The sequence below is a fragment of the Serratia sp. 1D1416 genome, from assembly GCF_003641105.1.
GTDB classification, from domain to species: domain Bacteria; phylum Pseudomonadota; class Gammaproteobacteria; order Enterobacterales; family Enterobacteriaceae; genus Serratia; species Serratia ficaria.
Genome location: NZ_CP032738.1, coordinates 4,469,769 through 4,483,830 on the forward strand (window position 1 = coordinate 4,469,769; position 14,062 = coordinate 4,483,830).

Below are 14,062 nucleotides of genomic sequence, written 5' to 3' on the forward strand. Positions count from 1 at the left end.
TTACGCGCCCGCGGTAGTTGCGATGGAGATGTTGCCAGTGCCGTCGAAAGTCGCGGAGCCGGTGACAGCTCCCGTCAGGGTGATCGTGCGCGCCGTCGCCAGTTTGGTAGCTGCGGCCGCTGTACCGTTGCCCGCCAACGCGGTGCTGGCAGTGGTGCCCAGCGCCAGGCTCGAAGTACCGGCGCCGATAGCAGTGCGTGCTGCGGCCGAGTTGGCTGCGGTCAGGACCTGCCGGCCGACGGTTGTCGCATCGGTGATATCTGCCGAGGTGATATCGCCACCACCGCCAGGTGTGAACTGCGCTTCGAAAGCGGCAGCGGACATGAACACCAGTTGGCCGGTTGCGTCCTGCACCAAATAGCCGCCGACAACAGGTTTCCAGTCGCGCATAAAGCTGTCGGTCACAGTTACCGCTGGGTAGCCGCCATCTGGCGTGATAACGCCGTAGCCGTTGTCCTGCTGACGGATAGCGCTGATTTTCACAGCGTTAACCTGGGTGTTATTACCCGTAAAAATCGGCCATTTGTTGCTCATGCATCACCTCACTGGGCTGGAGTTTGGAACAGGTCCAAAGCTTCCTCAGCAGTGCGGATCGCTTTATCTGCGCGAGCCACAACACCGGTTTCGCTTTGGGCACGGGTGTAGCCGTCCTTAAACAGCTCGTATTTCAGCTTGTCGCCGCCAATGAAAGTGATCGCCTTCTCAGCCGCTGCTGTGTCGCTCTGAACCAAGCGGAAGATCTCTAGGTTCATTGCCTGCAATTCAGTCATCTCGATAATCGCCATTTGCGGGGAGTCTCCTGCGGTACGACTTAATCCTTGTCAGTTGGCATCCCTGGTTAATATTTACAGCCGCCTTGGCCGCACCTGTTGTCATTATCGAAGCCCCTCGACGAAGGGCTTCTGTAATGCGCTTAGCTATCCATCGGCTGCAGCGAGTTTCCGCTACGCTCCGGTTGGCGATAACGCCACGTTGCAAGGGTTGCGCCTCGCTCGCCCATCAAGTAGGCCACATCGCCGCCTGCACTCGTTTGCCCCTCACCCAGCGTTACCGAGTTGCTCAGGTTGTCGTACCCCTGAAACGAAATTGTGTTGCTGGCCTGGTGAAAGATCGGATCCTGCGCCGCGTGGATAACTTCGTTACCGTTGGCGGTAATAATTTTCAAAGTGAACATGGTTTCTTCTCCTGGGTCTTCTGGTGATGGTGGTTAATATTCCTGCTCGCTGGCGTTATTAACGCCGTCCAGCAGTTGGTTAACGATGTAGGCCGAACGGCTTAAGCCACCGAGCAGCGAATGGTAGTTGCCGAGCACGTGGCGCCCCTGCACAACCGAACCGTCGTCGGTGATGGCAACCAGCACCAGCGTGCGCAGCGTTTCGGTGTCGACCTTATCCAGAACATCGAGCAGGATGCGCCGGATCTTCTCTTTGTCATGCTCGATTGCCGGGTCGTTCTCGCCTGGCTTAATCAGGTTCAGCTTGGTTACGTTGTCCATGCATCCTCACTTCGCCAGGCACACGTTGCGGATGTAGTCCTGCAGGCCGGCTATTTGGCTGCGGGCGGTTTCTATTCGCTCTCGGAGACGGAAATAATCCCGCTCAGCGGCGTCAGTAAGTCTGGGGCTGGCTGCATTAGCCACGCCGGCGGCGCCGGTGGTTGTGCACGTGGCGGCGAGCTGCAGCTTGCGAGCGCCAGCGGCAACAAGGCGTTGCAGATCATCAATCTGATTCTTTGCATCGTTCAGTTCCTGGGTACGGTGTTCGTCGATGGCAGCCACCGCGCGCTGTGTGCTGTTCTGCCAGGCGAGCTGGTTAGTCAGCTGGCTGTTGGCCGTTTGCAGTTTGTCGCGTTCGTGGCGCAGCGCCTGATTGCTGATAGCGAAATACGCCAGCAGGCAGAGCACAACGGCCACGACAGCGGCCTGCCAATGCGGTAGCGGCCATGTCATGCGAGCACCGCAATAGCGCGTTTGTAGCTCGTCTCGCGTTGGTCAAGTGCATGCAACGCCGGATTGATGCGCCGGGTTGCCTCGCGGACATCGCCAGCCACCTGATTGATATTGCGCGAACGCCAATACCAGCCCGCCGAGCGCGCGGCGTTCGCGTCGGCCATCAGCAGTTCGGGGTTGGCGACCAGGTCGAGGCCCAGTGCTTTGCCACATGCTTTGTGGTTGTCGAGGAAGGTGATCTGGATCAGGCCGTGGCCGCGGAACTTCCAACCGTCTCCAGGCAGCTTGTTGCCGTAGCGGCCCTGGTAGACCAGGTTAGCGATCGCCTCCTGCCGTGCCGGGTGGTCCACCGTGCGGCCGAGCATCGCAGCCTGGTCGCTGCTGATGCGGTTGCCGAAGGTTGCCCGCAGCGCCGCCGGCGTGTAGTTGAACGACTCGGCCAGTCGGGTGAAGCCCTGCGACTCGTGGCCTGTCTGCGCGATGAACATCGCCTGCTGCACCGGTGTTGTGATGCCGAACTCCGCCATGGCGACGGTGATAGGCTTGAACCAGCGCACGGCCAGTTCGGCGCTGATGCCAGCCGCCTGTTGGAATTGGTCTTGTGTCATGGTGATTATGCCTGCGGTTTGCTGTTGTCGTCGCTGACGCCGAAGCGCTGGTTCAGCACGCGGATCAAAACGCCGCGCACCTTCTCAACGCCGATGAAGCCAATGGCGCCGCCCAAAGCGATGGTTGCCGCTGGAGGTAAGCCGATAAGCCCCATGCATGACGCCGCTGTCAGAGTCAGCGCACCGCATAACGCCCCTTCCAGCAGCATCTGGCGCCAGCCGCCGCCGGTGTAGGCAACACGCAGAATGGTAATCACAATCGACATGAGTACACCGCCGATGGGTGTTTCACCTCGCCACCAAGATTGCAGCAGCTCGATCCAGTCAGGCCAGTTATGCGGATTGGTTGGCATCTTCATATCCTTTCCCCTGCCGGCTGTGTCGGCGTTGGGTGTAGAGGCACTGGAGCGGCGTCACGTCCTGAAACAGGATCTCTATGCCCAGCTTCTCCGCCAGGGCGAATTCAGCGCGGGCGCCCTTACTGCTACGCCAACCATCCAGCATGTAAATCGCGTCAGCGCGCTGCAGCATGGCGATGCACACGCACATGTAGTCCACCTCAGAAAGCCCATCAGGCAGCACCGCAGGGTTTAACGCTACGCGCCCCGCAGCCGCGATATCTTTCGCCGCCGCAAAGAAAGCCGGGCGGTTGAATCCAGGTAGGCCCGTCATTGGCCCTGCGATGTAAGTTTTCATGTAGGGGTTCCAGAAACGAAAAAGCCCCAGCGGTTAGCCAGGGCTGCGAATGTGTTGGTGGCAAGTAACGGAATCGAACCGTCAAACGTGAGCCCCAATATGCACACGCCACCCCCGGTGGACCTGCCAAATATTTTCAATGCGGAGCGCCATCCACCAAGGCACCGACACCAACCCCTACGTCGCTTCGGGACACGAAGTTAATCGGATGGCGCTCTGCATTGAAAATTGTCTATTTTGAGGACTTTTTAACATAATGAACCTTACGCGCACCACCGTAACACCGCTCACCGCGCGATCGTGGCGAGCTGCGTGTTTTGTGCAATCTTCTGGGCGATACGGCGGAAAACGGACTGCATAAACCGTGCATAAAACAGGGTGCTTTTTGCATAGCCAATTTTATGGCTGAAACGGCTATTTTGAGAGGTTTTCTGGTTTTGGGCGCCAGAAACGACAAGGCCCCGCCGAAGCGAGGCCGTGTTTCACGAGGTCGGTGTGCATATACAACTCTTGCACGTTATCTGTATAGCATAGTTTTCTGTGTACACAAAGAAAATCTTATTCGCACACTTCCGGATCCATGTCCAACGGAATGCAGAACGTTGCCAGGCACCCTTCCAGAAACGCCTCAGTCGAATACAGCGAGCGCCGCACCGCGTTGAGGTCCATGTTTAGCGCCTCCGCTATCTGGCGCAGCGGCAGCCCGCCGATGTAGCGCAGGCCCAGGATCAGCACGTCTTCCCTGTCGCGTAGCTTCTTGAAGCGACTGACGCAGCCGTCGATCATCAGCCCGTCGTCATCGCTGCACGATTTGCCGCCCCCTGCCATCGGAAGGCGCGCTGGCGTGACGGACATCGCCGGCCAGTCCACCGACGTGCATTTTTCTTCACTGACCGCCCAGCGGCCCCACCGCTCTAAAACTTCTTGCATATTTCTGCGCATTCGTTGTGACCTCATCAAACTTAATCTTTTTTGCAACTTCGCCCGCCGCGCTGTGCCGGTTGTTGTGGCAATGTGCTGCGAACCGCTATTTGTTCGCTGTAACTTGCGAAAAATTACAAGTTCACCACCTAGACCACCTGTGACCACCTAGACAGCTCTTTTAGATCCTTTTCCCTGAAAGCCCTTATATATATAAATGGGGTTCTTACTTAACAGGTGGTCTAGGTGGTCTAGGTGGTCTTTGTTTCGTGCAATCAGTAAGTTGCAATTAGACCGCCTCTTCCGCGTAGGTGGTCTAGGTGGTACTAGCCACTGCCCACACTCGTTGCTGTTTACCTTCGATTAGTCGCCGCACGCGGGAGTAGCCGCAATTTTGCAAAACATTACTTATTCGCATTTCTTCGCGCTTTCCAATGCTGCGCGGGTCCAGCCCGATGGCGTCCCGCAAAACGTCAGCTGCACGTAAAAAATCGCGTGTTCGCGGTACCTCGTCGGTCAGGCTGTCGGGAGCATCGAGCCAGTTCTCGACGATTTCGAGCCATGCATCCTTAATGGTGTGCTGCTCGTGTTCCCCCGCCGCCAGCACCTCGGCCTCGTGGAATTGGACGCCGCCAAGGCGCTTAAACGTCTCCCGCGCCTCTGCCCACAGCTGCAGGACATCCTTTTTAAGCTGATCAACCGCAACTTTACCGACTCGCAGCGGCAGCCACCGGCGGTTACCGGTATCGTCTGCGAGGAACTCGTCCTGGTTGGTGGTGCCGATGAACACCAGCCGGCGCGGGAACTGCGTGGCGAACTCTCGATATTTGGGGATCCAGTTCTCGTGCGTGCGGGTGATGAAGGCCTTGATGGACTCCAGCTCCTTGGAGTGCAGGCCGCGCAGCTCCCCTATTTCGGCCACGAGGCGCCCGCGCATCTTGCGCGCCAGGTCGTCATCTTTTTCCGCGAACGATATCTCGGTGAAGAACGACGGGTCTGGTGATAGCGCCGCCACGCCGGTGGATTTACCGCAGCCCTGCGGGCCGACGAGGATAGGCACCATGTCCGCCTTGCAGCCTGGCGACAGCACCCTGCCGGCCAGCGCCGTCCACGTATAGAGCGACACCGCGCGGCAGTATGCCGACGGCTCAACGCCAAAATAGTGCTGGAAGAAGGTATCGATGCGCGGCACGCCGTCCCACTTCAGCGACTCGAGCCAGGTCATGGCGCTGTCGAACGGCTGCTCGTCGGCAGCCAGCATCACCACGTCGCGGATCAGCTCCTTGCCCACCGCCTCGAAGCTGCGGCGCTCCAGGGTGATGCGCAGGCGCGAATAGTCGGCGTCGGCGAATGACTGCCACTGGTCGCTGCTCTCGGGCGCGAACATGATTTCGTCGCGGAACTGGTCGAAACGGATCTGCAGGCCGCAGAAATCTGGCCGCATCACCGCCTTGGCGGCGTTGTCGATGGTGGCCTTGATTTGCCCTGTCTTCTCGTTGCGAATAAACGCCGGCAGCGGAGGTTTCTCTGCTGGCGCGAGAGGCACCACGTCGAAGTCGTTATCGCGAATGCCGATTGCATTCAGGTAGTCGCCATCGTTGCGGTGCGCGCAGCTGGCGTGCAAGCAGCGGAAATGCCCCTGCTCAAACCCGCCGGTGCCCGCAGGGAAATAAGCGGTTGCGGTGTTGTCGGCGCTCTCGGTGCTGTGTCCGTCCTCGAATGGACAGCGAATATAACGCTCACCGCCGGCGCCCCAGTCGAGTGTCCAGCCGTTGGCGTCGAGGTAGTCGGCCGTCTCGTCTGTGGCGCCAGCATCGCGCCCGCTACGGTCACGTGCCCGCCCTTCTTTCTCGACGACGGTCTCGCCTACGCCGAACACGGTTTCGAGCATGGTCCACACTGCCTCGAAATCGTCGGCGCCCACCACCGGGATATCATCCGGCAGACCGCCGTCCCACAGATAACGGGCTCCGCTCGGGTGTGTACCCAGCGCGACGAACTGCTGTCCGGTGGCCAGAAATTCGATATTGCCGGCTTCGGTGCGCAGGATGCGTTTCGACATCTGCCCCTCGAGCTGGAACGCCAGCAGGAATTTCGGGCTGTTGTCGCGCATGCGTTTGGGTAGCGGGCCGATCATGGTGGTGACCGCGTTGAGAATCGCGTCGGCGACAATCGGATCGGACACGTCCACATCCAGCGCGCGGACGGTGCGCGTCTGCAGCAGGATGCCGTAATACAGTCATTTCGACCGCACCATGCTGCGCCACGCACTTCAGCGATTGCTGCCTGGTATCGTGGTGGGCGGCGTTGAACGCTGGCGCGACACAATGGTTAAGGCTCTGGCGCACGGCCTCCCCGGCGCGCTGGGTGCATTGTGCGAAGTGCTCAACGTCGACACCGACAAGGCGAAGGATAAAGCGGGTAAGCAGCTGATCCAGTTGTTCTGCAAGCCACGCCCGAAAAACAGCAAGCTGCGTCGCGCCACGGCCAAATCGCACCCGGCGGAGTGGCAGCGCTTTGTTGAATACGCCGGCCTCGATATCCACGCCATGCGCGCCGTCGACGCCAAGCTACCGAACTGGAATTATCAGGGCGACGAGCTGGCGTTATGGCATCGCGATCAGCAGATCAACGACCGCGGCGTGTGCATGGACATAGCGCTGGCCGAAGCCGCCATCACTGCCGTGGGTGATGAGCAGTTGCTGCTGGCAAAGCGCACGCAGGAAATGACCGACGGCGAGGTGCAGGCGGCGACCCAGCGCGACGCCATGCTGAAACACATCCTTGAGGCTTTCGGCGTTGAGCTGCCAGACATGCAGAAAAGCACGCTCGAGCGTCGCATCAACGACCCTGATCTGCCCGCCCCGTTGCGCGAACTGCTAACCATACGCCTGGCGGCCTGTACGACCAGCACCAGCAAATATAAAGCGCTGATGAAGGGTGTCAGCAGTGACGGCCGGCTGCGCGGAACGCTTCAATTCTGTGGTGCCAGCCGAACCGGCCGCTGGGCCGGTCGTCTCTTCCAGCCGCAAAACCTCCCTCGCCCGACGATGAAGCAGGAACAAATCGATCAGGGCATCGAGGCGCTGAAACTGGGCGTCGCCGATCTGGTGTTCGAAAACATCATGGAGTTGACCAGTTCCGCGCTGCGCGGCTGCATCATGGCGCCACCAGGCAAAAAGCTGGTTGTCAGCGACCTGTCAAACATTGAGGGCCGGTTCCTGGCATGGCTGGCTGGTGAAGAGTGGAAGCTGCAGGCGTTCCGCGATTACGACAACATCCTCGGCACCGACGAGAACGGCGAACCGATTCGCGCAGGACATGACTTGTATAAGCTGGCCTACGCACGCGCCTTCAACATGACGCCCGAGGAAGTCGATAAGGCCATGCGCCAAATCGGCAAGGTAATGGAATTGGGGCTGGGCTTTGGCGGTGGTGTGGCGGCGTTCGTGACGTTCGCACTGGTCTACGGGCTCGACCTGGAAGACCTGGCCGACGCTGCACTGCCGAACATCCCTATCGCCGTCCAGCGAGAGGCGAAAAGTTGGTGGCAGGTGTCGGTTAAGCAGAAAAAAACCTACGGCCTGTCCGAACGGGTGTTTATCACCTGCGACTCGCTGAAACGTCTGTGGCGCAATGCACACCCCAAAACGGTTAGCCTGTGGTCCGAACTGGAGAATGCCGTGCGCCGCGCAATCTCGCAACCGGGTAAGCAGTTCAACTGTCGGCGGCTGAAGGTCCGCAAGGATGGTTCCTGGCTACGTATCGCCCTGCCATCTGGTCGCGTCGTCTGCTACCCAGGGGCCGCAATCGTCAAAGGCGAAATCACTTACATGGGTGTGAACCCGTATTCGCGCAAATGGCAGCGCCTCAAAACCTACGGCGGGAAACTGGTGGAGAACGTTACCCAGGCCGGCGCCCGCGATGTGCTAGCCGGCAACATGTCGGCCGTCGAGGCGCGAGGCTACGAGATCGTGCTGACCGTGCACGATGAGGTGATCACCGAGGCACCAGACAAAGACTTCTACTTCCACGACCAGCTAAGCCGGCTGCTCGCCACTAACCCTGCATGGGCTCCAGACCTCCCGCTAAATGCCGGTGGGTTCGAGGCCTACCATTACCGTAAGGATTAATATCTTACGCAAAAACTATATATATATATATATATTATCCATTTTTTAGACGATGCCAATCTCTTACGGCGATAGCTAAGGGGTCTGTAATAGCATTAGCTCCGCCCGAGGTAAGCAATGAATACATACTTGATGAATCAGTATAGCTAAAATCAAGATCGTATGGATTATTTACCTTAACACCACATTTGTTTGCTGATTGCACTAAAGCGTCTAAGACACCATGACATATTCGGTCGAATTTATTCCTGCTTACTTTGTAAGATATATTAACCTCGGCATCCATGTGTAAGGAAAAATATGATGAGCTGGGATATAGCACTAATCTAACATCTGGCGACCAAAATAAAAAATCCTTATCCCTAGCTTGATTCTGAATATACTGAACATCGATTCCAACATTTTTGAATGCTTGTACTAGTTCAGGGATAAGTATATCAAAGCGCACTACCCCATTGTGTTCCAGGTGCCCTTCGGCATACAACCCTGCCCACACCTCAGTAGTGGCTGCGTTGTACATTGGTTTTATTTCAGTTCCCTCCGAATGGAGATCAAGAAACCAAACATCACCTTTAGCTCTATAATCTTCATATATTTCGATAGGGATGTTATTATCTTCAAACATAGCTCGAGTTATAAGTCTAACTATGCCTATAACATTAGAAGACGCACCGGAGTGTACTAACTTGCTCTGAGACGCTATTGCAGGTATCGAAGGTACCAAATCCCCTACACCTGGCATTATACCCATCATACCATAATTATTTGTATCCGCAGGGTATAAGCATATTTGAGACACCTCATCATCAATCTTAGGATACAATCCAACAGGCTTAAGATAACTGGTCGTATTTGCCATCAACTGAAGGAATGGATCAGGTGACAAAATGAAGTTTTTATGTCCTACAATACGACCCATAGAATTAATTAAACTTAGTTTATGCCCCCTAAGAAAAGTGCCGAACATGCTAGGCTTACACTCTAATGCAACAAAACTATCTTGCCTTAATTTATTTGATTTTAGGTCATCCAATAGCGACGCAATATTATCGTAGCGTTTAGCCTGGCTTTTCTTCACCGGAGTTATCATCTTTCTTGCCATGTTTACGATAAAGCTTTTCACATCGCCATACAGTTGCCGAGTCAATTCTTCCGAAGATGATTTAACAATAGTATTTAACGGGTCATCCGACATTTAGCCCTCACTAACTGACAGTAAAGAAATCTCAAAACAACAGTATGACATAGGAGGAAACGTTTTGACATATAGCCGAGAATCCTCAGTTGAGCAGTACCTGCGCGCAGAGGTAAAAAAGGCCGGCGGTATTGCGTATAAATTCGTGTCGCCTGGCATCCGCGGCGTTCCCGATCGCCTTGTGCTGCTACCGGGCGGCCGGGCTGTGTTCGTCGAGTGCAAAGCACCGGGCGAGAAGCCGCGCCCCGACCAACTGCGTTGTCACGCCAAGCTGCACGCGCTGGGCTTCGAGGTGGTGGTGCTGGACAGTAAAAATCTGGAGGGCATATTGTGATTGGATTGAACATTTATAACTGGTCGCGGCGTGCCATCTGGTACGCCGTTTTTGCATTCTGCGCCAGCTTCTGGCTCGGCGCTTTCGGCCTGATGCTGATCGTCGTAGTGGAGTGGGCGAAATAAAGCATCTCCCCCGCTTCCCCCAACATCCCCAAGGTATAAACCATGATTAACGTTGTCAGCTTCTCAGGAGGCCGGACTTCTGCGTACCTCGCACACCTGATGCGCCAACAAGATCCTGATACGCGTTTTGTTTTCATGGACACCGGCGCAGAACACCCGGCCACATATCAATTTATACGCGATGCCGTAAAGCACTGGGGGATTGACCTGATATGTCTGCGCGTTGTCGTTAACCCTGAATTAGGCAAGGGGAACGGCTACCGGGTGATCAGCTTAGATGAGATCGGCCCCGACCTGGAACCGTGGCGCGCCATGTTGGAAAAATACGGCACACCATACGTGGGCGGCGAGTTCTGCACCGACCGTATGAAGCTCGGCCCATTCAAAAAGTACTGCGACGAGCACATAGGCCGGAAGGCATATCGCACGTGGATAGGTATTCGCGCAGATGAACCAGCGCGACTATGGGGCGGTTTACTACACCGCAGCATGACTAAAGCAGGGATGACGCGAGAGCAAACGCTAATCGCCTACCGGAGCGGCATGAATACCTATCAGTGGGTGTCGGAAGATTGGGCGAAAATAGGTCTCGCAAACGACTTCAACACCCCTTCAGCACTGTTGGATAAATGCATGAAGAGGCTTAGTCAAAACGCATCGGAAAGCACCAGTTATTTAGCTGAAATATCTGACACAGGGAAACATGATGTTATTGACTGGTGGTCTCGTCAGCCTTTCGACCTAGGGATTCCCGAACACCTCGGGAACTGTGTTTTTTGCATAAAGAAATCCATTCAAAAAATAGCGTTAGCTGCAAAAGACGAACCGGAATTGGCGAAGCAGTTCTGGCAAGTTCTTAATGCTAATAGTGTTCGTAAAATGGAAAACCGTAACGGGACAGACCTGGACATGTACTGGGGTAAAAATAGCTTCGGGGAAATAATCACAATGTTTTCAGCGGAAAGCAGGGAGGAGCTTGCAGCACGAATGCCATCCCAGCAACCGATAAGGGCCGCCAATACAGCGGCCCTTCCTTTTAGTGGATCCACTTCTCTACGACACAAGGACGGCTATGAGTTCATCTAAAAAAGTATTCACCCCCCGCCCTTACCAGAATCTCATTATCGACCACGCGCTGCAGGTACCGCGCTCCAACGTGTGGGCTGGCATGGGCATGGGCAAAACAGTGGGCACGCTCAGCAGCCTGGAGGCGCTCTACTGCTCCGGTGAAGAGACGCAGCCGACGCTCGTTCTGGCACCGCTGCGCGTGGCGGCCAGCACCTGGCCGGATGAAGTCGCGAAATGGGGCCACCTTCGCAACATAGAAATGCAACCAATCGTCGGCACTGCCAAAGAGCGCGCCGCGGCGCTGCTCAACAGCAACGCCAGCGTGTTCACCACCAACTACGACAACCTGGTGTGGCTGGTTGAGCAGCTCGGCGGCCGCTGGCCGTTCGGCACGGTCATAGCGGACGAAAGCACCCGGCTGAAGTCGTTCCGCCTGCGGCAAGGCGGCAAACGCGCGGCGGCGCTGGCGAAAGTTGCACATAAGCACGTGCACCGCTGGGTGAACCTCACCGGTACGCCAGCGCCGAACGGCCTGATCGACCTATGGGGCCAGGCGTGGTTCGTTGACCGCGGTGATAGGTTGGGCCGCACCTTCAGCGCGTTCACCTCGCGCTGGTTCAACAGCATTCAGTTCCCTGGTCAGCAATGGTCGAAACTGGAGCCGTGGCCGCACGCGCAGGAGCAGATGCAGGCGGCGCTCGCCGACGTGACGATCTCCCTGGATGCCGCCGACTGGTTCGACATCGACGAACCCATCCATAACGTTATCCGCGTAGAGCTGCCGCCGAAAGCGCGCCAGCAATACCAGGACATGGAAAAGGAGATGTTTCTCGAACTGAACGGCGCCGACATCGAAGCGCTAAATGCCGCGGCCAAAACGGTGAAGTGCCTGCAGATCGCCAGCGGCGCCATTTACACCGATGATGCAGGCAACTGGGCGAAAGTGCACGATGGCAAGCTGCAGGCGCTCGACAGCATTCTGGCCGAGGCCGGTGGTATGCCGGTGCTGGTAGCCTACCATTGGAAACACGACCTGCAGCGACTGCAAAAGGCCTTCCCTAAGGGGTGCCAGCTCGACGCAGACCCGCAGACAATCCGCGACTGGAACACCGGTAAAATCCCTGTAATGTTCGCACACCCGGCCAGCGCCGGCCACGGCCTTAACCTGCAGGACGGTGGCAACATCCTGGTGTTCTTCTCGCATTGGTGGGATCTGGAGCAGTACCAACAAATTATCGAACGCATCGGGCCGACGCGCCAGGCGCAAGCCGGCCACAACCGACCAGTCTGGATACACCACATCATCGCCGCCGACACCACCGACGAAATGGTGATGGAGCGGCGCAATTCAAAACGTGAAGTGCAGGACATCCTGCTCGAAGCCATGAAAAAGAGAGGCATGTAATGGGCGATAATCCGATCGTGTTCACGCGGGATATTCTGTCCCGCTATCAAATTTCAGAAAAGACGCTGTGGAAATGGCGAGACAAAGACCAATGCCCGAAGGGGTTTAAGCTGCCCTTCCCGGCGCCGACGATCCCCGGCAGTCCAAACCGCTGGCGTCTTTCCGATGTGCTGACCTGGGAAGACGCCAACAGCGCGAAATAAGTTACCCTGTAACCCCCTTCACATACTCCTCCCACACCCCCAACCAATGCCGCTGATCGTCCATGTAGTCGTGCAGATTGTAATGCGCCATCGTTCCTGTCATCAGGTGGCCGAGGATTTTCTCGATTACATGCGGCGGCGCGCCCTGCTCCGATAATTTTGTCGCCAACGTTCTGCGCAGGTCATGCATAGACCACGGCTTCATTCCAGCCCCTTCAAAGACCCGCCGAGTATAATTAGCCGCTACCGACGGCCCTACCGGTCTATCAAACTCTTTTCCTGGCATACCGCGCTGCGACGTCACAACGTGGCGAGTATTCACCTTTTCGCGATGGGCCAGCAGCAACGCTTTTGCCAGCGGCGGCAACGCGCGGCGCACCGCCACGCCGGTCTTATACTCTTCTTTCGGCACCGTCCAGGTGTCATCCTCAAAATCAAACCAGTCCCAGCACGCCCGGCGGATCTCCGCGGTGCGGCACCCAGTCAGCAGCATAAACCGGATAATCAGGCGCGCCTCGTCGGTCTGGTGGTCATCCAACCATTGCCAGGTTTGCTGGATCTCTCGATCTGCGAGATAGCGTTTTTTGCGCGCCGGAGCTGTGCCTACGTCACGCGGCCCCAGCCCTTCCAAGGGATTCGCCGCGATATACCCCCGATTGACGCAAAACTTGAACGCGCGTTTGCACAGCGATGTCATGTAGTTGGCCATGACACTGCTATCGATAGAGTCCAGTACCTCCAGCCAGTGCATCCGGGCAGTTGACTCCATCCGCAGTTCGCCCAGCTTGGGTTTGATGTGCTTGCAGTACACCTGCAGGTAATAGTCGATCTTAACCGAACCGTTCGGCCGACAGTATTTGTCGATCCAGTAGTTGAAGGCCTCGTCCACCGTCGGCGAAGTGTTGCGGGAAAGGCGCTCTAAACGAATTTTTTCGCGAGGATCGAAACCCTCCGTCAACCAACCGCGCAGCACCTGGCGCCGTTCGCGCGCCTGTGCGATGGTCATCGCAGGATATTCGCCGATCGACAGTTGCACAGGCTCTTTCACCCACCGGTAGCGGTAGAAGAACGTAATCTTGCCGGCTTTGCTGATCCGGGCATTCAGCCCGTGGCTATCGGAAATGATCTCTATCGCATCGCGTTTTTTACCCAGCGATTTTTTCAGCTTCGTGTCTGTCAACATAGGGGTTGGCTCGTGTTTTTATGTACGTATTAGTGTACACAAAATTAAAGCCTTGCAGATAAATCGAGGGTAAAAACTTAGAGGTAAAAGGTAACGATTTGCCCTATCAAGCCAGACACAACGGGATTTAAAAGGTAAAGACGTGAAAGGTGAGTACTGAGGGGTAAACCTGCCAAAATACTTTTCAAACAGGTGTTCTGACCCCACTCCTGCGCATTAACCAAGCGCGTTCCCTGTCCAGAA

17 protein-coding genes and 1 pseudogene are annotated in these 14,062 nt (G+C 56.5%); 6 read left to right on the forward strand and 12 right to left on the reverse strand.

Annotated elements, in window-relative coordinates; genetic code table 11:
- The 10 genes from D7I37_RS21570 to D7I37_RS21615 all read right to left on the reverse strand — a co-directional run bounded on the left by D7I37_RS21570 (nucleotide 1) and on the right by D7I37_RS21615 (nucleotide 6,358).
- On the reverse strand, nucleotides 1–534 hold the full coding sequence (locus D7I37_RS21570) for a hypothetical protein (protein ID WP_129544334.1): 534 nt from the start codon (nucleotides 532–534) through the stop codon (nucleotides 1–3).
- An 8-nt stretch (nucleotides 535–542) separates the two neighbouring features.
- Complete coding sequence (locus tag D7I37_RS21575) at nucleotides 543–785, reverse strand: DUF2560 family protein (protein ID WP_061069136.1); 243 nt, start codon at nucleotides 783–785, stop codon at nucleotides 543–545.
- Between the two features lie 128 nt (nucleotides 786–913).
- Nucleotides 914–1,174: a hypothetical protein gene (locus D7I37_RS21580; RefSeq protein ID WP_129544335.1), complete on the reverse strand. Its 261-nt coding sequence runs from the start codon at nucleotides 1,172–1,174 to the stop codon at nucleotides 914–916.
- A gap of 33 nt (nucleotides 1,175–1,207) precedes the next feature.
- Nucleotides 1,208–1,495 carry a hypothetical protein gene (locus tag D7I37_RS21585; RefSeq protein ID WP_129544336.1) on the reverse strand — a complete coding sequence of 96 codons (288 nt, stop codon included), beginning with the start codon at nucleotides 1,493–1,495 and terminating at the stop codon, nucleotides 1,208–1,210.
- 6 nt (nucleotides 1,496–1,501) lie between these two features.
- The gene (locus tag D7I37_RS21590) at nucleotides 1,502–1,948 is read right to left on the reverse strand and encodes a lysis protein (RefSeq protein ID WP_129544337.1); all 447 of its coding nucleotides are present in this window, start codon (nucleotides 1,946–1,948) and stop codon (nucleotides 1,502–1,504) included.
- The gene (locus D7I37_RS21595; RefSeq protein WP_129544338.1) at nucleotides 1,945–2,556 is read right to left on the reverse strand and encodes a glycoside hydrolase family 19 protein; all 612 of its coding nucleotides are present in this window, start codon (nucleotides 2,554–2,556) and stop codon (nucleotides 1,945–1,947) included. Before D7I37_RS21595 ends, D7I37_RS21590 begins: the two co-directional genes overlap by 4 nt.
- 5 nt (nucleotides 2,557–2,561) lie before the next feature.
- Nucleotides 2,562–2,915 (reverse strand): phage holin, lambda family, encoded by a 354-nt coding sequence (locus D7I37_RS21600; RefSeq protein ID WP_129544339.1) that lies wholly within the window; start codon nucleotides 2,913–2,915, stop codon nucleotides 2,562–2,564.
- A complete protein-coding gene (locus D7I37_RS21605) occupies nucleotides 2,890–3,252 on the reverse strand; it encodes a DUF4406 domain-containing protein (RefSeq protein WP_129544340.1) in 363 nt (120 codons plus the stop codon). The genes D7I37_RS21600 and D7I37_RS21605 overlap by 26 nt, the downstream gene beginning before the upstream one ends.
- A 558-nt stretch (nucleotides 3,253–3,810) precedes the next feature.
- Nucleotides 3,811–4,182 (reverse strand): antiterminator Q family protein, encoded by a 372-nt coding sequence (locus D7I37_RS21610; RefSeq protein ID WP_242502724.1) that lies wholly within the window; start codon nucleotides 4,180–4,182, stop codon nucleotides 3,811–3,813.
- 307 nt (nucleotides 4,183–4,489) lie between these two features.
- Entirely contained in the window at nucleotides 4,490–6,358 is a 1,869-nt protein-coding gene (locus D7I37_RS21615; protein ID WP_371415236.1) for a VapE domain-containing protein, read from the reverse strand.
- Between the two features lie 52 nt (nucleotides 6,359–6,410).
- Between D7I37_RS21615 and D7I37_RS21620 the strand changes: the two are divergent.
- A pseudogene (locus D7I37_RS21620) lies at nucleotides 6,411–8,306 on the forward strand (DNA polymerase I); the annotation flags it as partial.
- Between the two features lie 34 nt (nucleotides 8,307–8,340).
- Here D7I37_RS21620 and D7I37_RS21625 read toward each other — a convergent pair.
- Nucleotides 8,341–9,501 (reverse strand): hypothetical protein, encoded by a 1,161-nt coding sequence (locus D7I37_RS21625; protein WP_129544342.1) that lies wholly within the window; start codon nucleotides 9,499–9,501, stop codon nucleotides 8,341–8,343.
- 64 nt (nucleotides 9,502–9,565) lie between these two features.
- On the opposite strand from D7I37_RS21625, the gene D7I37_RS21630 reads away from it, so the two are divergent.
- From D7I37_RS21630 to D7I37_RS21645, 5 genes are read left to right on the forward strand one after another with little or no spacing between them, the layout of a single operon-like run.
- Nucleotides 9,566–9,835, forward strand: coding sequence for a VRR-NUC domain-containing protein (locus D7I37_RS21630; RefSeq protein ID WP_129544343.1), 270 nt, complete (start codon nucleotides 9,566–9,568; stop codon nucleotides 9,833–9,835).
- Entirely contained in the window at nucleotides 9,832–9,960 is a 129-nt protein-coding gene (locus D7I37_RS27600; protein WP_256369325.1) for a hypothetical protein, read from the forward strand. Before D7I37_RS21630 ends, D7I37_RS27600 begins: the two co-directional genes overlap by 4 nt.
- A gap of 42 nt (nucleotides 9,961–10,002) precedes the next feature.
- The gene (locus tag D7I37_RS27475) at nucleotides 10,003–11,046 is read left to right on the forward strand and encodes a phosphoadenosine phosphosulfate reductase family protein (protein WP_242502725.1); all 1,044 of its coding nucleotides are present in this window, start codon (nucleotides 10,003–10,005) and stop codon (nucleotides 11,044–11,046) included.
- Complete coding sequence (locus D7I37_RS21640) at nucleotides 11,033–12,433, forward strand: DEAD/DEAH box helicase (protein WP_129544344.1); 1,401 nt, start codon at nucleotides 11,033–11,035, stop codon at nucleotides 12,431–12,433. The genes D7I37_RS27475 and D7I37_RS21640 overlap by 14 nt, the downstream gene beginning before the upstream one ends.
- Nucleotides 12,433–12,636 carry an AlpA family transcriptional regulator gene (locus D7I37_RS21645; RefSeq protein ID WP_129544345.1) on the forward strand — a complete coding sequence of 68 codons (204 nt, stop codon included), beginning with the start codon at nucleotides 12,433–12,435 and terminating at the stop codon, nucleotides 12,634–12,636. The genes D7I37_RS21640 and D7I37_RS21645 overlap by 1 nt, the downstream gene beginning before the upstream one ends.
- A gap of 1 nt (nucleotide 12,637) precedes the next feature.
- Here the strand turns inward: D7I37_RS21645 and D7I37_RS21650 are convergent, their stop codons facing one another.
- Nucleotides 12,638–13,819 carry a site-specific integrase gene (locus tag D7I37_RS21650; protein WP_129544346.1) on the reverse strand — a complete coding sequence of 394 codons (1,182 nt, stop codon included), beginning with the start codon at nucleotides 13,817–13,819 and terminating at the stop codon, nucleotides 12,638–12,640.
- Nucleotides 13,820–14,062: the final 243 nt, after the last annotated feature.

Coding starts and splice junctions, on each gene's coding strand:
- D7I37_RS21570 (WP_129544334.1), bottom strand. CDS start 534: ATGAGCAACAAATGGCCGATTTTTACGGGTAATAACACCCAGGTTAAC.
- D7I37_RS21575 (WP_061069136.1), bottom strand. CDS start 785: ATGGCGATTATCGAGATGACTGAATTGCAGGCAATGAACCTAGAGATC.
- D7I37_RS21580 (WP_129544335.1), bottom strand. CDS start 1,174: ATGTTCACTTTGAAAATTATTACCGCCAACGGTAACGAAGTTATCCAC.
- D7I37_RS21585 (WP_129544336.1), bottom strand. CDS start 1,495: ATGGACAACGTAACCAAGCTGAACCTGATTAAGCCAGGCGAGAACGAC.
- D7I37_RS21590 (WP_129544337.1), bottom strand. CDS start 1,948: ATGACATGGCCGCTACCGCATTGGCAGGCCGCTGTCGTGGCCGTTGTG.
- D7I37_RS21595 (WP_129544338.1), bottom strand. CDS start 2,556: ATGACACAAGACCAATTCCAACAGGCGGCTGGCATCAGCGCCGAACTG.
- D7I37_RS21600 (WP_129544339.1), bottom strand. CDS start 2,915: ATGAAGATGCCAACCAATCCGCATAACTGGCCTGACTGGATCGAGCTG.
- D7I37_RS21605 (WP_129544340.1), bottom strand. CDS start 3,252: ATGAAAACTTACATCGCAGGGCCAATGACGGGCCTACCTGGATTCAAC.
- D7I37_RS21610 (WP_242502724.1), bottom strand. CDS start 4,182: ATGCAAGAAGTTTTAGAGCGGTGGGGCCGCTGGGCGGTCAGTGAAGAA.
- D7I37_RS21625 (WP_129544342.1), bottom strand. CDS start 9,501: ATGTCGGATGACCCGTTAAATACTATTGTTAAATCATCTTCGGAAGAA.
- D7I37_RS27475 (WP_242502725.1), top strand. CDS start 10,003: ATGATTAACGTTGTCAGCTTCTCAGGAGGCCGGACTTCTGCGTACCTC.
- D7I37_RS21640 (WP_129544344.1), top strand. CDS start 11,033: ATGAGTTCATCTAAAAAAGTATTCACCCCCCGCCCTTACCAGAATCTC.
- D7I37_RS21645 (WP_129544345.1), top strand. CDS start 12,433: ATGGGCGATAATCCGATCGTGTTCACGCGGGATATTCTGTCCCGCTAT.
- D7I37_RS21650 (WP_129544346.1), bottom strand. CDS start 13,819: ATGTTGACAGACACGAAGCTGAAAAAATCGCTGGGTAAAAAACGCGAT.